At 40.7% G+C, this 23,164-nt stretch carries 20 protein-coding genes and 1 pseudogene; 4 read left to right on the top strand and 17 right to left on the bottom strand.

The genetic code is table 11. The annotated features are described in order from the left end of the window. Window positions 1-163: 163 nt before the first annotated feature. The 13 genes from ACFVS1_RS10720 to ACFVS1_RS10780 all read right to left on the bottom strand — a co-directional run bounded on the left by ACFVS1_RS10720 (window position 164) and on the right by ACFVS1_RS10780 (window position 15,969). Entirely contained in the window at window positions 164-1,171 is a 1,008-nt protein-coding gene (locus tag ACFVS1_RS10720; RefSeq protein ID WP_387547158.1) for a 5-oxoprolinase subunit C family protein, read from the bottom strand. Continuing rightward, window positions 1,168-1,926 (bottom strand): 5-oxoprolinase subunit PxpB, encoded by a 759-nt coding sequence (pxpB, locus tag ACFVS1_RS10725; RefSeq protein WP_352924647.1) that lies wholly within the window; start codon window positions 1,924-1,926, stop codon window positions 1,168-1,170. The genes ACFVS1_RS10720 and pxpB overlap by 4 nt, the downstream gene beginning before the upstream one ends. 22 nt (window positions 1,927-1,948) lie before the next feature. Next, entirely contained in the window at window positions 1,949-2,740 is a 792-nt protein-coding gene (locus tag ACFVS1_RS10730) for a putative hydro-lyase (RefSeq protein ID WP_352924645.1), read from the bottom strand. An 89-nt stretch (window positions 2,741-2,829) separates the two neighbouring features. Next, window positions 2,830-3,969, bottom strand: coding sequence for an NRAMP family divalent metal transporter (locus ACFVS1_RS10735; protein WP_352924898.1), 1,140 nt, complete (start codon window positions 3,967-3,969; stop codon window positions 2,830-2,832). 120 nt (window positions 3,970-4,089) lie between these two features. Beyond that, window positions 4,090-4,848 (bottom strand): LamB/YcsF family protein, encoded by a 759-nt coding sequence (locus tag ACFVS1_RS10740; protein WP_387547160.1) that lies wholly within the window; start codon window positions 4,846-4,848, stop codon window positions 4,090-4,092. Between the two features lie 253 nt (window positions 4,849-5,101). Continuing rightward, a complete protein-coding gene (gene solA, locus ACFVS1_RS10745) occupies window positions 5,102-6,247 on the bottom strand; it encodes an N-methyl-L-tryptophan oxidase (RefSeq protein WP_387547162.1) in 1,146 nt (381 codons plus the stop codon). 87 nt (window positions 6,248-6,334) lie between these two features. Next, window positions 6,335-7,894 carry a histidine ammonia-lyase gene (gene hutH / locus ACFVS1_RS10750; RefSeq protein WP_387547163.1) on the bottom strand — a complete coding sequence of 520 codons (1,560 nt, stop codon included), beginning with the start codon at window positions 7,892-7,894 and terminating at the stop codon, window positions 6,335-6,337. Window positions 7,895-7,976: 82 nt separating this feature from the next. Next, window positions 7,977-9,362, bottom strand: coding sequence for an MFS transporter (locus ACFVS1_RS10755; RefSeq protein WP_387547166.1), 1,386 nt, complete (start codon window positions 9,360-9,362; stop codon window positions 7,977-7,979). A 557-nt stretch (window positions 9,363-9,919) separates the two neighbouring features. Beyond that, window positions 9,920-11,218: an imidazolonepropionase gene (gene hutI, locus ACFVS1_RS10760; protein WP_387547168.1), complete on the bottom strand. Its 1,299-nt coding sequence runs from the start codon at window positions 11,216-11,218 to the stop codon at window positions 9,920-9,922. Continuing rightward, window positions 11,215-12,891, bottom strand: coding sequence for a urocanate hydratase (gene hutU / locus ACFVS1_RS10765; protein ID WP_241588852.1), 1,677 nt, complete (start codon window positions 12,889-12,891; stop codon window positions 11,215-11,217). The genes hutI and hutU overlap by 4 nt, the downstream gene beginning before the upstream one ends. A gap of 195 nt (window positions 12,892-13,086) precedes the next feature. Next, window positions 13,087-14,556: a helix-turn-helix transcriptional regulator gene (locus tag ACFVS1_RS10770; RefSeq protein WP_387547171.1), complete on the bottom strand. Its 1,470-nt coding sequence runs from the start codon at window positions 14,554-14,556 to the stop codon at window positions 13,087-13,089. A 325-nt stretch (window positions 14,557-14,881) separates the two neighbouring features. After that, the gene (locus ACFVS1_RS10775) at window positions 14,882-15,334 is read right to left on the bottom strand and encodes an MFS transporter (protein WP_387547174.1); all 453 of its coding nucleotides are present in this window, start codon (window positions 15,332-15,334) and stop codon (window positions 14,882-14,884) included. Next, window positions 15,331-15,969: an MFS transporter gene (locus ACFVS1_RS10780; RefSeq protein WP_387547177.1), complete on the bottom strand. Its 639-nt coding sequence runs from the start codon at window positions 15,967-15,969 to the stop codon at window positions 15,331-15,333. The genes ACFVS1_RS10775 and ACFVS1_RS10780 overlap by 4 nt, the downstream gene beginning before the upstream one ends. Window positions 15,970-16,335: 366 nt before the next feature. Between ACFVS1_RS10780 and ACFVS1_RS10785 the strand changes: the two are divergent. The 4 genes and pseudogenes from ACFVS1_RS10785 (at window position 16,336) to ACFVS1_RS10800 (ending at window position 19,041) form a co-directional block, all read left to right on the top strand. Then, window positions 16,336-16,493 (top strand): annotated as a pseudogene (locus tag ACFVS1_RS10785) (TetR/AcrR family transcriptional regulator). Window positions 16,494-16,593: 100 nt separating this feature from the next. Further along, a complete protein-coding gene (locus tag ACFVS1_RS10790) occupies window positions 16,594-16,890 on the top strand; it encodes a hypothetical protein (protein WP_387547179.1) in 297 nt (98 codons plus the stop codon). Between the two features lie 166 nt (window positions 16,891-17,056). After that, a complete protein-coding gene (locus ACFVS1_RS10795) occupies window positions 17,057-18,487 on the top strand; it encodes an FAD-binding protein (protein WP_387547182.1) in 1,431 nt (476 codons plus the stop codon). Continuing rightward, window positions 18,484-19,041, top strand: a complete 558-nt coding sequence (locus ACFVS1_RS10800) for an MFS transporter (protein WP_387547184.1) — start codon at window positions 18,484-18,486, stop codon at window positions 19,039-19,041. Before ACFVS1_RS10795 ends, ACFVS1_RS10800 begins: the two co-directional genes overlap by 4 nt. Window positions 19,042-19,219: 178 nt before the next feature. Here ACFVS1_RS10800 and ACFVS1_RS10805 read toward each other — a convergent pair whose 3' ends face one another. The 4 genes from ACFVS1_RS10805 to ACFVS1_RS10820 all read right to left on the bottom strand — a co-directional run bounded on the left by ACFVS1_RS10805 (window position 19,220) and on the right by ACFVS1_RS10820 (window position 22,983). Then, complete coding sequence (locus ACFVS1_RS10805; protein ID WP_387547186.1) at window positions 19,220-19,810, bottom strand: TetR/AcrR family transcriptional regulator; 591 nt, start codon at window positions 19,808-19,810, stop codon at window positions 19,220-19,222. Between the two features lie 139 nt (window positions 19,811-19,949). Continuing rightward, entirely contained in the window at window positions 19,950-20,549 is a 600-nt protein-coding gene (locus tag ACFVS1_RS10810) for a nitroreductase family protein (protein WP_387547189.1), read from the bottom strand. Window positions 20,550-20,658: 109 nt separating this feature from the next. After that, entirely contained in the window at window positions 20,659-21,636 is a 978-nt protein-coding gene (locus ACFVS1_RS10815; RefSeq protein ID WP_241588860.1) for a ring-cleaving dioxygenase, read from the bottom strand. Window positions 21,637-22,059: 423 nt separating this feature from the next. Further along, window positions 22,060-22,983: a DMT family transporter gene (locus tag ACFVS1_RS10820; protein ID WP_387547191.1), complete on the bottom strand. Its 924-nt coding sequence runs from the start codon at window positions 22,981-22,983 to the stop codon at window positions 22,060-22,062. Between the last annotated feature and the right edge of the window lie 181 nt (window positions 22,984-23,164).

Here is a 23,164-nt window from a genome sequence, read left to right on the forward strand (position 1 = left end):
AAATGCTGAAGCGTTTAATGGATTAATTTACTTGATCATTACGAAAATCCAAGTTTTTTTGAGTGAAGGATGTATTTCGACTTCTTCCCACTTCCGAATTGCATAATGGGGTCTAACAAAAAAGAAAGCACTCATAAAGAGTACTTTCCTTTTTTCGTGTTTTTTACCGAAGGAATGATATATCCATCCATTTGTTCAGGGCCAAGGAAATCGAAACTTGCAATTCCTTCAATTGCCATTCTTTTTGAAGGAAAAGCCGTTCAGCATCCTTTAAGGTAACCCGTGAGAACTGAAGAGATTCCCCTGGTTTAACCTGTGCGATAATTGGTAAATCTGCCGTAATCACCTGAGCTATCTTAGGATATCCCCCCGTTGTTTGGCTATCCGCAAGGAGGATGATCGGGTTTCCGTCAGGAGGAACCTGGACGGACCCATTTGTGACTGCTTCTGATAATAATTCCCCATTATCCTTTAATTCCAGTGTCGGTCCTGAGAATCTATATCCCATGCGGTCGGATTGATTGGAAACTTTAAAAGCCCCCGCTACAAAACTATCTTTACTGGAATCTGAAAAACTTTCATATTGGCTTCCATCGATGAAACGGATGAGAGGTTTTCCTCCTGGCATGAACTCCTTCTCATTTACAAACCACTTTGGGAAGGAAAATGAACCTTTGAACGCCTGAACATCAAGATTTTTCGAAGGTTCATTAATCTCCAAGACATCGTCAGCCTTTAATGCCCTCCCCATGTAGCCGCCAATCCCAGCCCTTAGATATGTGCTTTTACTCTCCATCACTTCAGGAATAGCGAAGCCGCCCGCCACTGCTAAGTAAGCCCTGCAACCTGATTTACACCCTTCAAATCGAAGAATCGATCCACTTTTCACAAGAATAGGCCTCCACATCGGTACAGCCTGATTATCAATTGTAGGTGATAAGTTACCACCCGTTATCGAAATCAGGCAACTTTTCCCGACTTTAATGGTCGGCCCCATCAATGTAATTTCCAAGGCGGCTTCACCTTCTTTATTGCCAACCAGCATATTGGCAATTCGTAAAGACTGTCCATCCATTGCCCCGCTTACAATCACCCCATGTTGCTGGAATCCTTTTCTTCCAAGATCCTGTATACTAGTCAATAATCCCGATTTGATTACGCGCAGGCTCACTGTAATCCCTCCTTAAGGATCATTTCTTTATATTCTTGAGCCGAAATCGGATGGAACTTCACAATGTCTCCTGCTTGTAATAGACTTGGAGGATTTACATTCGGTAAAAATAGTTTGGTTGGCGTCTGTCCGATCAATTGCCATCCACCAGGTGTTGATATAGGATATACACCCGTTTGCATACCGGCGATTCCCACTGCCCCTGCCGGAATCGTCATTCGGGGCGAGGATCGCCTAGGTGTCGCGATCTCTTCTGACATTCCGCCAAGAAACGGGAAACCTGGTGCGAACCCAATCATATAGGCCAAATACTCCCCTGTTGAATGAATATGAATGACTTCATCAGTAGTTAAATCATTATAACGGGCAACATATTCCAAATCCGGTCCATATTCCTTCCCATAGCACACGGGAATGGAAACTGTCCGGTGTGAGAGTTTCTTTGTTTCTTTTAAATCCTGTAATTTCATTTCCAGGATGGAACGGACCACTTCATAAGGGGATATGGGATCAGTATCATTGCTTTGTTTTTGATCCTTATAAACAACAAGTGGATCATAAAAAACCGTCAAATTAGTAAAAGCAGGTACACATTCTATAAATCCTGCAAAAGGTTCATCTTCAAGTACATCCATTAATAATTTTATTTTTTTGTGTATGCTGTATTCCATTCCATTCCCGAATGTAATCACGATTGCGGAATCGCCCAATGGAGAAAGTGTACATGCAGTTATATTCAATAGCTTTTCCGGCATAGGACTCATCTCTTTCTGTCAGTTATAAAACTCCTAGTTTTTCATCACGAATGTCCGTTATGAACATATGTCCAGGTGCATGCGTGATCATGATCTCCGGTTTAGTCTCCATAGCAATGGATTGCGGCGTTACACCACATGCCCAAAAGACTGGGACTTCGCCTTCACGAATCGTTACTGGATCACCAAAATCCGGATGCTGAATGCTGGAAACACCAATTACTTCAGGGTCGCCAATATGGATCGGAGCACCATGAACCGCAGGAAACCGCGATGTCACTTGTGCTGCCCTCACCACATCCTTTTGTGGAATCGGCCTCATGCTAGCCACCATTTTCCCATGAAATATCCCTGCTTCAATACAAGGGATATTGGTTTTATACATAGGTACATTGCATCCCTCTTCAATATGACGAATCGATATATCATTATTCAAAAGGGCGTGTTCGAATGTAAAACTGCACCCAATTAAAAATCCAACCATATCGTCTTCCCAGTACTTTGAGATATCCGTTACTTCTTCCACTAATTCTCCATATTTATATATGCGGTATTTTGGAATATCTGTCCGTATATCTCCAGACTGAGCAGCAAATTTAGGTATGGGTGATCCAATTTCTGTAACGTCCAGCAATGGACAGGATTTAGGGTTGCGCTGACAGAATAATAAAAAATCAAAAGCATGCTCTTTTTTTAAGATGGCTAAGTTCGCTTGTGCATAACCGTTAGCCATGCCAGCAGTCGGTTTTATCAATTCGTTGTTTCGAATCAATGTACGCAACTCAGCCGGTGTAGCTTGAGAAAGATCGATCATTAGTATTCATCTCCTAGTACGAAGTGGCAGCCAGTCACGAACTGGCACGCCACTTCCACCTTTATTTATTGATTTTCATTCATTAATCATTAAAAAAGTCCTGGCAGTTGTTTCATTAATGTATATACGCCCATTAAAGTCATGATGACTACAACGAATACGCCTGAAATCGTTAACCATAAAGGATGCTTATAATCACCCACGATGTTTTTCCTGTATGCGGCAATCAGCAATGTTCCAAGGGCAATTGGTAAGATGAGTCCATTAATGGCCCCAACTACTAGCAGTACTTTAACCGGTTGACCAATTAATAGAAAGCAAATGGTCGAAACGACAATAAAACCAATGATTATCCAGTTAGCCTTCTTATTTATCTTTTCGCTGAAAGTTCTGATAAATGAAACGGAAGTATATGCCGCCCCAACAACAGATGTGATAGCTGCTGCCCACATGACGACTCCAAAGATTTTATACCCTACATCACCGGCAGCGAGTTGAAAAACGGATGCTGCAGGGTTATCCGAAGCAATTTGTAAACCTTTCGATACAACACCCAGTACCGCTAGAAATAACGCGACACGCATGACCGTCGTGATCAATATCCCCATTACCGAGCTCTTCGTGACCTGAGGTAATGAGTCAACGCCCTTCACGCCTGCATCTAAGAGACGGTGTCCCCCTGCAAATGTAATATAGCCGCCTACAGATCCACCAACTAATGTAACGATTGCGATAATATCGATTTTATCAGGTGCAAAGGTCCTCACTACCGCTTCCCCGACTGGAGGTGAGGTTGTCCAAGCGACATAAATCATCAAACAAATCATGAAAAATCCGGCAATTTGCGTAAATCGGTCCATCGCTTTTCCTGCTTCTTTCACTACAAAAATCAGGACGGCGATGACTGCGCTTATTGCCGCCCCCGCTGTTGGGGATATTCCCGTCATTGCATTAATACCTAATCCAGCTCCTGCTATATTTCCAATATTAAATGCCAGCCCGCCCATAACGATCAGTGCTGCCAGTACATAACCCAGCCCAGGAAGGACCATGTTTGCAATTTCCTGACCCCGTTTTTCGGATACAGCAATAATGCGCCATACATTTGTTTGGGCAAATATATCAAGAATGACCGAAATAAGAATAACGAAACCGAAACTTGCCGCAAGACTTTGGGTATAAACGGTTGTTTGCATTAAAAAACCAGGTCCTATTGCCGATGTTGCCATAAGGAATGCGGCACCTAACAATAAAGTTCGGTTTGTTTTTGGCTTAGTCGGATTCTTTTTCTCTGCTGTTGTATTTTTGATTGGCTCCAATGGAATCTGCCTCCTGATTGTTTATTTTTTTCAAGCAAAGGACTTTACTGTTATTTCAGATAATTGCAAAGATTCCTTAACATGCCGAGCAAAGGATAAAGCATGTGCCCCGTCCCCGTGAATACAAATGGTATCCGCTTTTAAAGCCACATCTGAGCCTTGCTGAGACAGCACCTTTCCCTCCTTCACCATGCGAATGACTTGGGCAGCGGCATCATTATCGTTTTCGATCAATGCATCATTTTCCAATCGGGAAGTCAATGAACCATCATGTTGGTAGGTACGGTCGGCAAAAACTTCACTCCCGGTTTGCAATCCGATGGCCTGTCCGGCACGTATCAATTCACTGCCCGACAAACCAAATAAGATAAGGTCGGGATTCACTTTATATACCGCTTCGGCAATGGCCATGGATAACTCTTTATTCTTTGCGGCCATATTGTATAAAGCCCCATGCGGTTTCACATGCTGCATACTTCCGCCTTCGGATTGCAGAAAGCCATTCAATGCACCAATTTGATAGACGACAATATCATAAGCCTCCTGTGGTGAAATATTCATATTGCGTCTGCCAAATCCTATTAAATCCTGTAAACCTGGGTGGGCTCCGATCTTGACACCTTTCCCTAAAGCAAGCTGGACCGTTTTTCTCATGACTGTAGGATCACCAGCGTGGAATCCACAAGCTATATTGACAGATGTTACAAAGTCCAAAATCTCTTGATCATTACCTATCCGGTAGGCGCCAAAACTTTCTCCTAAATCACAATTCAAATCAACCGTGTTCATACGACCCTCTCCTTCATTAACGGAAATTTCAGTAAATAAAAATTATGTAGGTACTCTTTCAATCACTTAAATGCATCAGTTCCGAAATTCGGAATTCGAGTTTCAAATTTCGGAATATTCTCATTCTAGCATATTTTAATTATTTCGACAATAGTTTGTTAGATAACCTAACATTATAGCTGGATATAAAAAAAGCCGTTGTTTCCTTTGAAAGGAAGCAACGGCTGATTACACAACTAAAGTTTGGAATATATTATGACAATGAATTTTTAAAACGATTAATAGAAAACAATGAAATATCTTCCTTGCACGTACCGGAGATAATCAAGTCACTCAAAATTTCTCCCATGACACTGCTGAATTTAAAACCATGTCCAGAGAAACCTGCTGCTATGGCAATGTGTGGATAATAAGGATGTTTATCCACTATAAAATGCTCATCAGGGGTCATGGTGTAGATGCAAGTTTTCCCATAGTTCAATTTTTGATCAGCAGGCATATATTTCCCCAAAAACTTCACCAAATCACCCTCATCTTCATCCAATTCACCGAAACCTTCCATACAGCCATCAGGATTTATATGGGTTCCCCCATCATGTCTCCCTACTTTCATTCCAGAACCATTTATACTAGGAAAGCCATAGTATGTACCAACTGAAGTATCAAAAGAAAAAGCAGGAAAATCATTATGATTATATAATCTTTCATTTGCATGAAACCAAGCAAATGTTTTTCTGATGGGTTGCAGCGGCAGATTTAAATTTAACATCGCCAATATTTTCGGTGCCCACGCCCCGACAGCAACCACTAAAGAGTCTGAGTGGAATGTTTGTTCATCCGTGTTAATCGTGACACCATTGCCATGAACAACTATCTTCTTCACTTCACTGTTTACCCTGACGTCGGCACCATGAGAGATAGCAAGTTGCTGATACGCTCTTAAGCACTCTTCACTTTTCAATACGCCCGAAGTCGATTCATAGCATCCAATGTAGTCTTCCGGCAGTGTTATTCCAGGCCATCTATCATGAATTTCGCCTGAATCCAAGATTTTCATAGGTAACCCATATTCGTTTGATCCCGCTATCACTTGCTTAATGAAACTGGAATTTTCGCTACCAGCATTCAGGACCCCCGTTGGAAGAAATAATTGTTTCCCCGAATTTCTTTCCAATTCACCCCATAGCTCCTGGGATTTAAGTGCCAATGAAATATACTCCTTGCCTTCACCATAAGCATGTCTAATAATTCTTGTTTCCCCGTGATGGCTGCCCTTATTATGAGGAGGAGCAAAGGAATCCAATATTAATACTTTTTGTCCATTTTTTGATAGATAATAACCTGCAGACATTCCCATAGATCCAGCTCCAATTACAATTGCATCATAATGCATCTTCATCCCTCCTCCTTTAAATATGATCCTTCATTTTAAAAAAAGGAAGCCATTTTACCTTATTTAATAAAGTAAAACAGCTTCCACATGGTTTTAGAATTCTAGTTCCCCGATCGCCGTTTCAACGAACTTCACTATTTCCCCTTCATGAATTTGCCTATATATCACTTCAATGTCAGGATGGAAAAAACGGTCTTCTTCTACCATCGGGACTTCGCTCCGAACTAAATGATACACCCCCTCCGTAACCGGTGACGGTTTTAAGGGCAAATGAAAGTCCATTGCTTGGGTTGCCGTCATCAGTTCAATGGCTAAAATATATTCAATTTTCTTCGAAATCAAATAGGCTTTCTTCGCAGCGAAATAGGCAAAACTTATCACGTCTTCTTGATTTGCGCAGGTAGGGATATTATCTATTGTGGCTGGATGCGAGAGCACCCTGATTTCATTCAATAACCCGGCAACTGTATATTGCGGAATCATGTAGCCACTATTTAAACCTGGATTAACCACTAAGAAATTAGGTAATTCACTAAGGTGATGGTTTACAAGCCGATCTATTCTGCGTTCTGTTATTTTTGCTAAGTTTGCTAACGCGATGGAAATCGCATCCGTATAAATCCCAACAAATGAACCATCAAAATTTCCCGCCATCATGGCCATTCCATCTTCCTCTTCCGGAAAAATCAGAGGATTGTCACTTACAGAGTTCATTTCATTCTCGATCGAAAAAGCAGCGTCCTTCAATACTCTTTTTATGGCTCCATGTACTTGTGGAATGCACCGTAAGCTAAGTGCATCTTGTAATCTATGTTCCTTGTAAGTTTCAACGATTTTGCTGCCTTCAAGAATCCTTGTAACATTTCTGGCTGTCCTAGCCTGTTCCTCATGTTTTTTCAATGCGTGGGGACGGGGATCAAATGCTTTTATTGTACCTTTTAGCACTTCTAAGGACATAGCTCCCGTAATGTCGGCGGTTTTTGCGGCTTGCAAGCTATTGTATAAAGCCAAGACAGCCATCGCAGTAACGGAAGTAGTCCCGCTTGTAAGTGCCAATCCTTCTTTGGCACCCAACGTAACAGGTGCTAATCCAGCTTTCTCTAAAGCTTCCATGCCAGGTATAAGCTCATCTTTATACCATGCCTTCCCCTCACCAATCACCACTAAGGCCATGTGAGCTTCAGGAGAAAGATACCCCACTGACCCATCACCTGGAACATAGGGAAGTATATCGTGATTTAGCAGTGAAGCGATAAGCTTTAAAATTTGAAAACGGACCCCTGAATACCCTTGGCCTAAATTCACGAGGATCATCAATTGAATGGCTCTTACGACTTCTTTTTCAAGAGTTTCCCCAACAGAAACGGCATGTGAACGAACAATATTCCGTTGAAGGGTTTCGGCGTCCTGCGGAGAAATCACCTCCGTCATATTACTGCCAAAACCTGTCGTTACACCGTAAATCAATCTATTATCTTCTAAAAACTTGTCTATTAAGCTTCGTGATTTATCCACCCTTTTACAATATGCCTCGGTGAAAGTAACTTTTGCACCATATCTTGCAACTGCAATTACCTCTTGGATTGAGATGGCATCATCACCTAGTAAAACCTCTTTAATATCCATAGGATGTAAACAATCGGTAGTTGTCATCCTTATACATCTCCTCTCATATGACTCATCAAGAAGGAGAAAAAACTTTTGGTCCTTCTCATTTATTTGCTGGAAGTTAATCTTATGTTATTTTTTCATTTTCTGTAAAGGGAATAGCGGTTCCTTTCGGAGAATTCTCCGCTTCTAGCAAAGGGTCACTTGCTTCATGTAATGATAGATTCTTCGTTTCAGGTGCCCAGGCGATCGATACGATCAAGCCGACCAGCAGAATGGCTGCCATTCCTGCCATTGAGGCACTTAATCCAAACGAGCTTAAAGAAACAGGCAGCAGAAATGTTCCAATTGCAGAACCAATCCGACTGATTGCCGTAACCATACCTATTCCCGAGCCACGGATCTCAGTTGGAAAAAGTTCTGCTGGGTATACTAATGTAAGGTTCGATGCCGCTGACATGAAAAAAGTAAAGATCAAGAAGGCTGTCAACATTAAGAATTGAGAACCATTGTGCAAGAAGCTGAGTGAAAACAATGAAACGGTAAGGATCGTGAAAGCCCCGATGGTAAATCCTCTACGAGAAAATTTTGCAAGCAGCCATAGTCCCACAATTGCCCCAACAAGCAAGAATAGATTTAACATTGTATCGGCAAAAAAGTTCTGTTCAAAACCCATTGTACTAAGTATGGAAGGCAGGAAAGTGTAAATGGCAAAGTACGGAATAACAAGAGTCAATTTGAATATTCCACCAAAAGCCAAACGCTTACGAAGCCTTTTACTGAAAAGTCCACGAAATCCCAGTGTCTTTTGATTTTCTGTGCCAGTCGTCGTTTCTCCCATTTCAACGTTCGATCCAAGGTGTTTTTTTACGATCTGGCGAGCCTCTTCGACACGCCCCATGCTGACAAGCCATCTTGGTGATTCAGGCGTTCCTATTCTCAAGATTAAAACCGCAATAGCCGGAATGGCAGCGCTGACAAGCATCCAACGCCATGAGTCTGAACCTGCGTGTCCCAGGTAATGACCAACAAAGTTTGATGCGACATATCCAAGCGTCCATACTACGTTTATAGACGCGAGGAGAGAGGAGCGATACTTTTTTGGTGAAAACTCGGCGAGTAAAGTCGTACCGACAGCGTAATCTCCTCCAAGTCCAAATCCAATCAGCAACCGTAAAATAAAAAGCTCTTCTGGGCTGCTAACAAAAAATTGTAAAATAGTAGCTACCGTGATAAGTAAAAAGTTTACGAGAAAGATTTTCTGTCTGCCTACACGGTCAGAAAGTCTCCCAAGTATTAAAGATCCCGCAAACAGACCGATTAAAGCAGAACTGCCGATCAGCCCTGTCCACAATGAATTCATATTCATTTGAGGCCCGAATACAGTCAGGGCCATCGCAATGATCCCTAGAGAATAGCCATCACAAAAGCTGGAACCGAATGTAAGTCCTGCAATTCGAAAATGAAACCTATTAAATGGGGCATCGTCAATCGTGAATTTTTGTTCGTTCAAAGAATCCCCTCCACTTTTTGATTTATAAGTTATTTCGATTCAAAAAAAACACTATTTCGATTTAGCTTCATACTATAAAAATTTCAGCAAAGAATATTATGAAATAACACTCTTTTTATAAACTATATCAAATCATTCTACCTTTTAATTTCTATTTAATATATAAAAATATCGTTTAAGATTCGATCAATTGTTTATCATTGAAATAAAGGACTTCACTAAGTATTTTACAGCCTTCCATTACCTCGAATTTTTCCCTAGCTTCCTTTTCTGTGGTAACTCAAACATTTTTATGCCATTTTTCGAATGGATAGTGATTATCCACATAAAATCCCCTCCACATGGAAGATTCATTTCCACGAATTCCATAAAACACTTTCATTTAATTTCACTGTAAAGCAGTAAAGTGTATATCGCTATAAATGGGCAGGATGATAAATCATCATCCTACTATTCAGTACCATTATTCCATTTATTGAATACTTCTAAAAGCCCATTCCATCCCCTAAATTTTTTAGCGGATGGAATGGGTAAACATTGATTGAGAATAGTGATTTTTAAAGGCCCGTCAAGCTTTTGGTATCAGTGTTCACTTTATCATTCACAACTTGAACACCGTTTTTCCATACAGCCTTAACGTGGTTAACCCCAAATAAATATTGCAATTCCTGATAGTTTTCAACATTCCATAAAACGACATCCGCTTGTTTTCCCACTTCAAGCGAACCTACCTTTTCTTGTCTGTTGATTGCACAAGCAGCATTGTATGTTGCCGCCGTAAGCGCTTCAGCAGGGGTCAGCCGCATCGAGATGCATGCCAGGTTCATGACAAGTGGCATGGAAGTCGTCGGCGAGGATCCGGGATTGCAATCGGTCGAAATGGCAACAGCTACACCTTCATCAATCATCCGGCGCCCTGGGGCCGCATCTTCTCTTAAATACAAAGCTGTGGCTGGAAGCAAGCAGGCAATGGTTCCTGACTTAGCCATGGCCTGAATTCCCTCTTCGGAAGCCTTTAATAAATGCTCAGCTGATATAGCCCCTATTTTGGCAGCTAGTTCCGCTCCCCCGTATGGCTCAATTTCATCAGCATGAATTTTAGGGATCAAGCCGTACTTTTTCCCCGCCTTTAAAATCCGCTCTGATTGTTCAGGGGTAAAAACCCCTTTTTCACAAAACACATCATTGAATTCTGCAAGCTTTTCTTCAGAGACGATTGGAAGCATATCATTAATCAGATGATCGACAAATTCATCCTCACGGCCTTTATAATCCTTTGGAACCGCATGGGCTCCCATAAAAGTAGGAACTAGATCAATCGGGTGCTCTTCCTGTAACTTCTTCATCACCCGCAACTGCTTCAATTCGGTTTCCAAATTCATTCCATAACCGCTTTTACCTTCTACAGTAGTCACGCCATGAGATAGAAACGAATCAAGGCGGCGTATGGTTTGTTTCATCAACTCTTCTTCACTTGCTTCCCTTGTCAGGCGGGTGGTTGCATGAATGCCCCCACCTGCGTTCATGATGTCCATATACGTTGCACCTTCTAGACGCATTTCGAATTCACGCTCACGGCTTCCGCCATATACTACATGCGTATGGGGATCTACAAGCCCTGGTGTCACCAAATGGCCAGTTGCATCGAAAACTTCAGCTTCATGCATTCTATCAGCATAGAGTTTTTCCAATTCCTTGGTTGTACCGACAGCTTGAATCAAGCCAGATTCGATCCATATACTTCCATCCTCTATCAAACCAAGCTCCGACATTGCCTCTTTGGAACGCGGTCCTTTCCTTTCAGAGGTAAGGGTAGCAAGTTGAGCGGCATGTTTTATCCATATTGGCTTTGTCATTGTTTATCAATTCCTTTATCAAGCATCGGGATATTAATACCTCTTTCACGGGCTGTTTCCTCTGCAAGTTCATATCCTGCATCAACATGTCGCACTACGCCCATCCCAGGGTCCGTTGTCAGCACTCGCTCAATCCTGGCTGCCGCTTCTTCGGTGCCGTCAGCCAAAATGACCACGCCAGCATGCATGGAGTATCCCATTCCTACGCCACCGCCATGATGTACGGATACCCAAGTTGCGCCGCCCACTGCATTCACCATTGCATTTAAGATCGGCCAGTCAGCCACTACATCCGATCCATCCTTCATGGCTTCCGTTTCACGATTTGGCGAAGCGACAGAGCCTGAATCCAAATGATCACGTCCAATTACTATCGGAGCTTTCAATTCACCGCTGGCAACCATATCATTAAGGATTTTACCAAAGCGTGCGCGCTCCCCATAACCAAGCCAGCAAATGCGGGAAGGCAGACCTTGGAACTGAATTTTTTCTTGAGCCATTCTAATCCAGTTACATAAATGTTCATTATCCGCGAATTCGCGTAAAATGGCTTGGTCTGTTTTATAAATATCTTCAGGATCACCAGATAAAGCGACCCAGCGGAATGGACCTTTTCCTTCACAAAATTGTGGACGGATATACGCTGGAACGAAGCCAGGGAAGTCAAAAGCATTCTCTACGCCTTCATCTTTCGCAACTTGACGGATGTTATTGCCATAATCGAACGTCACGGCTCCTTTTTCCATCATTTCAAGCATCGCGCTAACATGTTTGGCCATTGAAGCTTTAGAGAGTTTAATATACTCTTCTGGATTCGCATTTCGTAATTCTGCCGCCTCCGCCATTGACAAACCTGAAGGTGTATATCCATTTAGCGGATCATGGGCGGAAGTCTGATCGGTCAAGACATCCGGAATGAAGTTCCTTGCAATCATTTCTGGAAGAATATCTGAAGCATTCCCAATCAAACCAATCGATAATGCTTTTCCTGCAAGTTTAGCTTCTTTGGCTAAACGAATAGCTTCATCCAAAGAATCCGTTTTCACATCGGTATAACGAGTCTCGATCCTCCGGTCAATTCTTGTCTCATCAACATCGATTCCGATACAGACTCCACCGTTCATCGTAACTGCCAGTGGCTGTGCCCCACCCATGCCGCCTAAACCTGCCGTAAGAGTGATTGTACCTTTTAACGAATTATTGAAATGTTGTTTTGCAAGCTCGGCAAATGTCTCGTATGTACCCTGTACGATTCCTTGAGAGCCAATATATATCCAGCTGCCAGCCGTCATTTGCCCATACATCATCAAGCCCTTTTTATCAAGTTCATGGAATGTTTCCCAGTTCGCATAAGCCGGGACGATATTTGAATTGGCAATCAGGACACGGGGTGCATCGGTATGCGTTTTAAAAATTGCCACCGGTTTCCCTGATTGGACCAGTAAAGTTTCATCATTTTCAAGCTCTTTTAGTGATTTGACGATTGCATCAAAGCATTCCCAGTTACGTGCTGCTTTCCCAATCCCTCCGTATACAACCAAATCTTCAGGACGTTCAGCGACTTCAGGATCCAAATTATTCATCAGCATTCTAAGCACTGCCTCTTGTTGCCAGCCTTTCGTATGCAAATCAGTACCTCTATAACGTATAACCTTATTTGTAATCGTATTCATTTTCACTTTCCCCCTTGGTTTGTTATATTTTCATTCTATAAGAAAAATTCAGAATAATTCATTATAATTTAATGATAATTTTATAATTTATTTACACTTTTTGTAGTTATCTTTATTTTTTTATGAATAATTTCATGAATTACATTGTTATGAAATAAATAAAAAAGGACGATTCATTTATTGAATCGTCCTTTTTTATAAACCAGACCGATATGCTGATGGTGTACAAGCTTCAAGCAATTTGAATTTTGCATTGAAATAAGTTTGATGTGAATAGCCGGCCAATTGTGAGATTTCCTCCAATGATAAATCCGTTTCCTTTAATAAACGTTTAGCTTCCCTAATTCGAACTTGATGCAGCGTATTTCGAAAAGACTCGCCGGATTCAGCCGCAAATCGACGGCTGAGTGTGCTTTTATTGATACGCAGAGTCTCTGCACAGCTCGCTAGATTCCACTGGGCGTCCCAATAGTTGGACTCGATCAGCTCTCTTGCCTTTTCACTAATTGTGCGTGCCCCTTCCTGTAATTGTCCATGATCCTGCAGAAGCATATGGGTCGTGAACGCATGCAGTTCTTTTACTATTTGATGAATGACGGGTTTATGTACAATTTGCTGAAATACATCATAGTATATTGCTTCTATAGAGGCAGTTTGCAAGTTGTATGATTTCATATGCCTACGAATCTGCGCGAGTACGCTTGTAAGGCGGATACGAACGATTTCCGGGTCGGGGTATGGTCGTTCAAAGGTAAGAAATTCACGTTCAATCCAGTTCCTGATGGCTTTAGCATCCCGTCGTTCGAGCATTTCTATCCAAAGTCTTTGTTCAAGAGGCGTGAGGAATGGATCCATCTCCTGGGGCGAAGTTTGTTGACTTTCGGCTAAAATGATATCATATCCATCGAAAAAGATTTGTCTCGTAAATTCACGTGTTTGCTGATACATCCTTTTTAAAGACTCATCTGAAGATGCCGCTTTTATAATGATGGCAAGGGGCTCATCCATTTTTTCTTTCCAGTGGGCAAGAAACGCTTGGTACTCTTCCTTATAAACTTCAACTTCCTTTGTTTCCTGGACACATAAAATAAAATCCGATAAAGCGAAGATTTGATTATTCCCAGTAAAAGAATAGCGTTGCAGTTCATCATAAACTAAAGGAAGGGTCTTGTTATCTGGTGTCAAAAAAGCGACCATGGTTATTCGACTTTCATGCCTCCGATCCGTCAAGAAGAAATCAGGATACCCAATATCCAGAGCATTCCCATCATCCATGGTGTTTGACGAGAGAAGATTTGGACCATTTCTCAATTGAAAACGCAATTGTTGGATATGTTTTACCAAATCCGCCGAAGAAAAGGGACGGAATAATACATCTTCAGCACGGAAACGTAAGGCTCGATAAGCCGTTTGAAAAATTCGCTCAGATGAAATGCCTAACCATCGAATTCCCCTTCGCTTTAACGAAACACCCATCGCCTCACTTTCATCCGTCCAAATATCCATATCCAAAATAACGAATTCCGGTTGCTGATTGCGGATGCCCTTTTCAAATTCTTCAATCGTTTTCCATAGGATCAGTCTAACTCCCGTTAGGTGGGACTCGACTATCCAACGAATTCCTTGAGCCTCAATCTCATCTTTTGCCACCAAATGAATTTCCACATCATCACCTCATTTCCGCTGATAGTCCTGTAATGAAAATAAATATGAAGGCACAACTTGAAGAGAAAAGGAATGCCCTGTCTTTTCGAATGCGCTTGCATCACATCTCCATTCTAATCCCGCCGAAAACTACAAACAAGTCTTATTGGGCAGAACCTGCGATTAAGATTAAATTTTTGATATGCTCAGCCGTTATTTTTATCTACTCGCAAAGTAGCCATATGAAAATATGAAAATATAAAAAGAAACATCATAGGAACTTTGTGATTTCCAATGATGTTTCTTTTTTCATCACTTTTCATCTTCCAAACATTCAGAACCTTTATTATCGATTAATATTGACTTCAACTTCTTGTAAGATGTTTTCCGCTGAAGCATCTGTCAATTTTAATGATAATAGAGTGATAACTCCTATTACAAGTAATCCAGATAAAATAAACATACCTTGAGTGAATGCAACAGTTCCGAGAATCATCGGTCCTACAAAACCGCCTAAAGCCGCAAATGAATTGACAATGGCTATTCCAACTGGTGCAGTGGACTCAGTGAAGAAAAAAGTCATATAGGCAAAGAAACATCCAGTGAACCCGTATAACCCGAAAGATGTAATCGTTAACATCAGCACCATCATAAAAACACTATCTGAAAAGCCGCACCCGATAAATCCGACAACTGATACCATGAGGCAAACGAGCAAGTGCGATTTATGTGCATTGGTCCGATCTGAATTCCAGCCCACAAACATAATGGCAGGTATGCCTACTAACGATGGAATCATCGCCAGCCTATTTCTAAATTGGTTGTTGCATTTTCCGATAAAGATTTAATGATGGTTGGCATCCAGAATGACAATCCATAGATAGATGTGTACCCCGTGAAATAAAATAGGGCCAGCTTCCAAATTTTCGCATCTTTCATCATAGCAAGCTTTGTGACTTTATTTATTTTCGAGCTGACTTTTCTTTCCGCACTCAATTCCCCTTCTAACCAATCACTTTCTTCCTTAGATAACCATTTAGCGTTAGTCGGTCTATTAGTTAAATAGAAAACAACCACAACACCGATAAAAATGGCCGGAATGCCTTCAAGGATGAACATCCATCTCCAGCCGGCCATACCGAACCAGGTAATATTGTCAAGAATCCATGTCGACACAGGCGCACCAATCAATCCGCCAATCGGTAAGGCTAAAAGCAGGGCCGCTGTTGCCCGTCCCCTCTCGCGGGCCCTGAACCAATAAGTTAAATACAAAATTATACCAGGAAAAAACCCAGCTTCGGCAACACCTAATAAAAAACGGAGAATATATAAATGCATCGTTGTTTGCGCAAAACCTGTTAATATTACCACGAGTCCCCACGAAATCATTATGCGGGCAATCCATATCCTAGCTCCCACTTTATGCATGATCATATTGCTAGGAACTTCAAAGAAGAAATAGCCTATAAAAAAAATTTCCTACTTCCCGATACTATGGTTCATTCCTAGGTCTTTAAATTAATCCCAATCCCCCTTCCATTAATCTTCTACTTGAAAAACCTCCTAATTTAAACGGAACTAACCTTCCCCATACTTGATCCTAAAATTTGTAAACGCTTTCTAAATATGCGAAATGCAATTAAGAAAGCGTTGTGATTATTGATGATCTACGTTAGATTAAATAGACCACCTATCATTTAACTAGACTGTAGTCTGATATTAAACCATATAGGAATATTCTGTCAATTATCATACAGGCTTAGAAAGAAACAGCTTAGGGGAGAAAAGACTCGTGAAAAAATAGTAAAAACATCTTTAAAGCTATTTAGCGAAAAAGGTTCTGATAAAGTTACCCTTGACGAAATCGTGAAAAAAGCGGCACATCAAAAGGGTCATTTTACCAACACTTTTCAACGAAATCGGATATTTTTTTAGTGAGATTCTATAGAAGTCGATGATTACTATCGTGAAGTCTTCCGTTCATTCCCGGTCGATATGGACGCTACCGAGAAATTATTCATTTTCATACGCACATTGATGCGTTTTCTGGAAGAAGAAATGGGCAAAGATTTAATGAAAGTGATTTACAGTTCCGCTTTAGATTCAAAAGAACATACTTACTTTTTACATTCAAATCGCTCACTCTTCCTAATTATTCGTTCATTAATTGAAGAGGCGAAAGAACAAAACGACATTGGCACTGATCAATCAGTTAACGGCATTTCACAACTTATCACCCAAAGCCTGATGGGAATCATCTATCATTGGGGATTTAACAACTCAGAACAAAGCTTGGAATCACTATCCATACCGCTAACCAAAACAATCATTAACGGGCTGAAAACTAAGAACTAATACATAAATCAAAAGATTCATTTTCATAAATCTGACATTATTCATTATTAACCCCAATCTCACTGAATGTTCAGGGGTAACTCCATTAACCTATAAAGTTCATACTTTATCATTATTTTCAATTGAGTGTCAGACATATTAAACGAGGAGTCGAAAGCCAGATATCATGAAACGATTGTTATTCATCATCCTATATGCACTATTATTTGGATTATCGCTGCAGGCTTTTAATTTCAAGCTTGACCACCCTATTGCCAAAGATATCAGCCGGCTGATGCCGGTTAAAATGAAAACGATTAAGGCGGAAGATAGTGAAGAAGAAATCAAAAAGGTCGTTTTGGATGCCGAAAAAAACGATGATCCCATTTCCATTGCCGGAATGCAGCATAGCCAAGGAGGGCAGACATTATATCCAAATGGGATCCTGCTCGATATGAAGCACTATGATAAAATACTTGAATTGGATGTAAAAGAAAAACGCATTACGGTCCAAAGCGGTGCAACCTGGGCTGCTCTCCAGGAATATATCAACCCATATGGACTTGCTCTGAAGGTCAGTCAATCTCAAAACATTTTTACCATCGGCGGTTCTTTGAGCGTTAATGTCCATGGCCGCGATATCCGTCATCATGCCTTGATAGAAACCGTGGAATCTTTTAGATTGCTTAACGCAAAAGGACAAATCCTAACAGTGAGCCGCCAAGAAAATTCGGAGCTCTTCCATTCGGTTATTGGCGGGTATGGTTTGTTTGGCGTAATACTCGATGTAACACTCCACCTTACCGATGACGAACTTTATAACATCAAAACTAAATCACTCCATTATGATGAATATACTTCGTATTTTAAAAGAGAAGTTCTCCAAAACGATGATGTTAAAATGCATCTTGCAAGAATATCGGTTGCTCCTGGCTCCTATTTGGATGAAATGTATGTAACGGATTATTATAAGGCAAATGACCAAACACAGCTAGCTGACTACAATACTCTCAAACGGGAAACGATCATTGCCGTGCCTAAATTCTTTCTTGGCCTATCACGTTTTAATGACTGGGGTAAAAAAAGGTTTTGGGAAACTCAAAAAACCTACACGGCCAATATTGATGGCAACTTGGTTTCGAGGAATAATGTGATGCGGTCGGACTCAGCCTTTATGGATTACAGCAATCCGAACAAAACTGAAGTGCTGCAAGAATACTTCGTTCCGATTGATCAATTTGCTGATTATATCGATGATTTAAGAAATACCTTATCTGATGAGAAAGATTTTAATTTATTAAATATTACAATTCGTTATGTGGAACATAATGATGAATCACTCATGTCCTATGCCAAGGATGATATGTTCGCTCTTGTGATGCTCATCAATCAAGGGACAGATAACGATAGTAAGGAAAATACGGGAAGGGTCATCCGCAATATGATAGATGTGACGCTTGACCATAACGGCAGCTACTATTTGCCCTATTATGGATATCCAACCAAGACACAATTATTTGAAGCGTATCCGCGCACTGAGGAATTCTTTCGATTAAAGAAGAAGTACGATCCTGATAATCGCTTTTTGAATCTTTTCTATGAGGAGTACCATCCATGAATTATAAACGGTTTGTTTTTTACCAAGGCACTGTTGGAATGGCTGCGAGCATGATTTTCCCTTTTTATATTTTGCTAATCAAAAATGTAGGCACCAGTTATTCGCAATTCGGGTGGGCATACGGAATATTCTCACTTACTGCAGCACTTAGCTATCCTTTAATCGGAAAATTCACTGACAAATCCGGTGACAAAGCATTTCTCCTTATCTATTCATGGGGGATGGCACTAATCCTTCTTGCCTTTCCTCTCGCCTATGAAATTTGGCATGTCTATCTCCTGCAAATCATTATGGGGGTACTTGGGGCAGTACAAAAAAACACGGAAAAAACGGTACTTGCAAGATATGTTACGAAGAAAACAGCGGGTGAGGAAATTGGAAACTACCATGTTTGGACATCCATCGGTGCTGCAGCTGCGGTGATTGCAACCGGATATTTAGTCGACTTTTTAACAATCGGCAGCATCTTTTACATTGCCTCCTTACTGTTTGCCTGGAGTGGATTCATTATAATGAAGATGGAAAAAATCACACCACAGCCGTTGGATGAATGAATGTAAAAACACGGCATCCTTCTTTTGCAAAGACAGGTAACAGCAAAGCAACAGGCACTCTTAATTAAAAGATTGCCTGTTGCTTTGTTTTTTTATAGTTTGGCCAGCCTTTGTGAATTCTCCTTTATGGAAAAGCACTTGGAAAATGATTTTAATATAGGAATATCTTAAAAATATATTAAGGGGTTAAAGCCCTAGTGAATATGGTGACACTCTCTTTGATAAAATCATCCAGTGATATGCTTGAAAAATCAGCACTGGATTCTATATCGTTCATATATGCACCAAAATGCATCATCATAAATGATACGGCTTGCAAATCCGGATTTGCCGCAATCACTCTTCCTTTCCCTGACATAACCTTTAAATAATCGGATAAGATCTTCATTAATTGTTGAGGATGCTTTTGCATTTTTTCGTGTAAACCTGGCAAATTAACTTGCTCTTTCATTCCAATTTGGATCAGTTTTCGGTTATGATTCATCATTTCGTGATACTTTCGACTGATCAGAAGCAAGTCTTGAGACAAATCAAAAACGAGTTTCCCCTCAAAAAGGCTTCTCATCTCTTCGGCATAATGAAATCGGTCAAATGCGGTTTCAAGAAGATTTTGTTTGCTGCCGAAATGGCGAAATAGCGTCTTTTCGCTTAAACCTGCCACATCCGCTATTTCCTGGGTGGATACGCCATTGTATCCTCTTTCTGCCATAAGTTCTATAGCAGCGATCATAATTTTATCAGAAGTGTCTTGTTTTCTATTACCATTCATTTATATAACCTCTATCAATTTTCATATGTCAGTATTGACTGTCACAAATATATAATATGGCATTTTCCTTGTCAAGATATCCCCGAACGAAAAAAGAGCCATTGGGAATTGGCTCTCTGTAGACTAATTTGCAACTCATTCATTTATAAAATTTTATACGATCTTCAAGTGGTTTGAATTCTTTATCACCCGGTTGAGCTGTTGGATTTCCAAATGGCATTTGCGCAATCAATTTCCAATTACTTGGAACATCCCATTCTTTTTTCACTTCATCATCAATTAGAGGATTATAATGCTGTAAAGTTGCTCCCAATCCTTCTGCTTCAAGTGCAGTCCAAACAACTAATTGATGCATCCCAGATGTTTGTTGTGACCAGATAGGGAAATTATCGGAATACGTTGCAAATTGTTCTTGAAGTGATTTCACAACAGATTCATCTTCAAAGAATAATATTGACCCATATCCCGCTTTGAAGGAATCCATTTTTTGTTGAGTGCCAGAGAAATCTCCCTCACCAACGGCTTTCCTTAAAGCCTGCGTCGTAATATCCCATAATTTATCATGTGCCGACCCAGTTAAAACAACAAGGCGGGTAGATTGGGAATTAAAAGCCGACGGCGTGTGTTTTACCGCAAATTCGACTATTTCTTTAATTTTCTCATCCGATACTCCGACCTCTTTATTGATTCCATAATATGAACGTCTCTCTTTAATGGCTGTGTAAAAATCTTTAGTCATGATACATTCCTCCAGAGCATTTTTCTATTTAAAATGATTGTTCCATTTTTTATTTCTACCTGTTTTAGTATGGTCATAAACGAATATATCATTCGTTAAGGATCGTCCATTATTCTTTAATGAATTCCTTGGTGCTTCTTACTGTATCAATGGGACGGACCAACTTTTCGATTTGCTCCCTTTTTGGTTCTAAGAACGGTGGTAAAGATAACTTTTCCCCAAGCGTTTCATACGGCTCATCCCCCATAAATCCAGGACCATCCGTGGCAAACTCGAATAAAATTTGCGGCGCCACTCGTACGTAAAGCGACTCAAAAAAGTGACGATCAACATACCCGGACGTATGAAATTGGAAGCTTTCCATTCGTTTGATCCATTCTTCCAGAACGGAACGGTCTTCAACACGGAAGGCTGTATGGTGAACAGTCCCAAAACCCTGCCGTGCCTGAGGAAGGATCGAATTATGCTCGACGATCACTTGTGCACCATTCCCGCCTTCTCCTACTTCAAATAGGTGAAATGATCCTTCCTTGGCTATTTCTTTAAATAAAAGGACTTTTTCCATCATTTCTTTAAAGTAATCGAAGTTGGCGATGCGAATGAAAATTGGTCCTAATCCTGTAATAGCGTATTCCAGAGGAACCGGTCCTTTTTGCCAAGGGATCCCAGCTGCAACCCCTGTATTATTTTCATCTGAGATCAATTGATATTGCTGATCATCAAAATCCACAAAAGAAATGATCTTTTTGCCAAATTGTTCTTGGATTCCTGTATTCCTTACTTCTAAACGGTCGAAGCGCTTAACCCAATACTCCAATGCCGCATCATTCGGTACACGGAAGGATGTTTTAGAGATCTCATTAGTCCCATGCACTCCTTTAGGAATTCCAGGAAAATCGAAGAATGTCATGTCAGTACCTGCACCGCCAACATCGTCGGCAAAAAACAGGTGATACGTTTGGATATCATCTTGGTTAACCGTTTTCTTGACTAATCGCATGCCTAATATATTTGTAAAAAATTCATAATTTTTTTCAGCACTGCTTGTTATGGCTGTTACGTGGTGTATACCTTTTAATCCATTCATCAATTATTCCTCCCATTAAAACGATTCAATTTGATGTTCAGCTTTTCATTAACCCCCTATATTTTTCCTTCAAAAAGAATGACTATTCATTAAAGGGGTTTGATAAGGGTTTACATGCTTCTTTTTATCTCGAATTAATATATCTTAACTTAAAGATAATTTATCACGAATGCCCTTCACTGTCAACAAAAATACCTCAAATTAATATATCTCAAAATCAAAATAATTTCTAAAATGACTCTGTCAATTCTCATTTTAATTCTAAATATCTTTAAGCAAATGCCATTCTGAATATGGGTTACCATCAATAGTTATAAGTCGCGGCAAAGACGCCCGATCACTTGAATTGAATCAGTTTTTCAATACGAAAGCCCCCCAGGTAAAGACAAAACCTTCACGTGAGGGCTATTTCATTTTGGTTCCTTATTTTACATGACGCAATTCCCCTTGTTTTCCGGATGAAGAGTTAGCACCATCTTTTTCTTTAGACTTCTTTGAAGAAAGATAAACCCCTGCGAAAATAATCAGCAGGCCAATAATTACATGAGGATGAATCGCTTCTCCAAGCAGGACATAGCCCCAAACCATAGCGCTTGCAGGAATTAGGTATGTAACCGTTGCGGCTAACTCTGGGCTGCCATTTTTATTGATGTAGAAATAGATCAGCTGGCCGAGCCCAGAGCCAAAGCATCCAAGACCGATTATGGAGAAAATCGTTAGCGGGTCCATCAACAACACTGGCTTAATCGGCCCTGTTAGCAGCATCCCGATCAAACCGATAAAGGCACCCGTAAGCAGCGTAAACGTAGTAATGACCAATATGCTGGTACTGGAAAGAAATCTTTTCGTATATTGGCCGGCAAAACCATAACAGGTAGATGCAAGCAGCATTGTCCCTATCCCGATGAATTCCTTGCCGAAAAGCAGACCGACTTGAAAATCCATCAATACTAGAATTCCGAAAAAACCGATAAGAATGCCCATCCATTGTCGGGCGGTTAAAACATAAGAAAAAATGATAAATCCGATGATTCCCGTCCAGATCGGAGTGGTGGCATTAAGAATCGATGCCGTGCTGCTGTTAATCTCTGTTTCACTTAAAGCAATTAATCCCCATGCTAATCCGCAATTGAAGATTCCGACAACCACCAGTGATTTCCATGGTAATTTCCAGTTGATTTCACTGCGCTTCCACCATAAAATGGGAAGCAGGACAGCAGCACCCGCCAAACAGCGGAGAAACACAATCCCCCAAATGCCCGCTGGCGGGAGCAGCCACTTCATGAAAACAAACGATAAACCCCATATCAAACTAAGACCGATTAAAGCCCCGTATAATCGAAGCATGATGTTCCCCCCTCCCTACTTTCTTATTATGACAAACATTGTTATGAATTTCCTATAAAATCTTGCTTTTTAAGTATTGAAAGTTATTTTCCGCCAAATTCGGTATTGAATAAACAAACCTTTCAAGATAAAGGAAGCGGCATGTATCGTTCGAACAATCTTTTGCAATTGCAAAAGCATG

It is taken from the genome of Peribacillus sp. NPDC058075, from assembly GCF_042885195.1.
Classification (GTDB): Bacteria; Bacillota; Bacilli; order Bacillales; family DSM-1321; genus Peribacillus.

Excerpts from the sequence above, each read along its gene's own strand:
- ACFVS1_RS10820 (WP_387547191.1), bottom strand. The coding sequence starts at position 22,983 with ATGCTTCGATTATACGGGGCTTTAATCGGTCTTAGTTTGATATGGGGT.
- ACFVS1_RS10805 (WP_387547186.1), bottom strand. The coding sequence starts at position 19,810 with ATGAATGGTAATAGAAAACAAGACACTTCTGATAAAATTATGATCGCT.
- ACFVS1_RS10815 (WP_241588860.1), bottom strand. The coding sequence starts at position 21,636 with ATGAATGGATTAAAAGGTATACACCACGTAACAGCCATAACAAGCAGT.
- ACFVS1_RS10810 (WP_387547189.1), bottom strand. The coding sequence starts at position 20,549 with ATGACTAAAGATTTTTACACAGCCATTAAAGAGAGACGTTCATATTAT.
- ACFVS1_RS10790 (WP_387547179.1), top strand. The coding sequence starts at position 16,594 with ATGGGCAAAGATTTAATGAAAGTGATTTACAGTTCCGCTTTAGATTCA.
- hutH (WP_387547163.1), bottom strand. The coding sequence starts at position 7,894 with ATGACAACTACCGATTGTTTACATCCTATGGATATTAAAGAGGTTTTA.
- hutI (WP_387547168.1), bottom strand. The coding sequence starts at position 11,218 with ATGACAAAGCCAATATGGATAAAACATGCCGCTCAACTTGCTACCCTT.
- ACFVS1_RS10730 (WP_352924645.1), bottom strand. The coding sequence starts at position 2,740 with ATGATCGATCTTTCTCAAGCTACACCGGCTGAGTTGCGTACATTGATT.
- ACFVS1_RS10775 (WP_387547174.1), bottom strand. The coding sequence starts at position 15,334 with ATGATTCCATCGTTAGTAGGCATACCTGCCATTATGTTTGTGGGCTGG.
- pxpB (WP_352924647.1), bottom strand. The coding sequence starts at position 1,926 with ATGCCGGAAAAGCTATTGAATATAACTGCATGTACACTTTCTCCATTG.
- ACFVS1_RS10740 (WP_387547160.1), bottom strand. The coding sequence starts at position 4,848 with ATGAACACGGTTGATTTGAATTGTGATTTAGGAGAAAGTTTTGGCGCC.
- ACFVS1_RS10795 (WP_387547182.1), top strand. The coding sequence starts at position 17,057 with ATGAAACGATTGTTATTCATCATCCTATATGCACTATTATTTGGATTA.
- ACFVS1_RS10735 (WP_352924898.1), bottom strand. The coding sequence starts at position 3,969 with ATGGCAACATCGGCAATAGGACCTGGTTTTTTAATGCAAACAACCGTT.
- ACFVS1_RS10780 (WP_387547177.1), bottom strand. The coding sequence starts at position 15,969 with ATGATCATGCATAAAGTGGGAGCTAGGATATGGATTGCCCGCATAATG.
- solA (WP_387547162.1), bottom strand. The coding sequence starts at position 6,247 with ATGAAGATGCATTATGATGCAATTGTAATTGGAGCTGGATCTATGGGA.
- ACFVS1_RS10800 (WP_387547184.1), top strand. The coding sequence starts at position 18,484 with ATGAATTATAAACGGTTTGTTTTTTACCAAGGCACTGTTGGAATGGCT.
- hutU (WP_241588852.1), bottom strand. The coding sequence starts at position 12,891 with ATGAATACGATTACAAATAAGGTTATACGTTATAGAGGTACTGATTTG.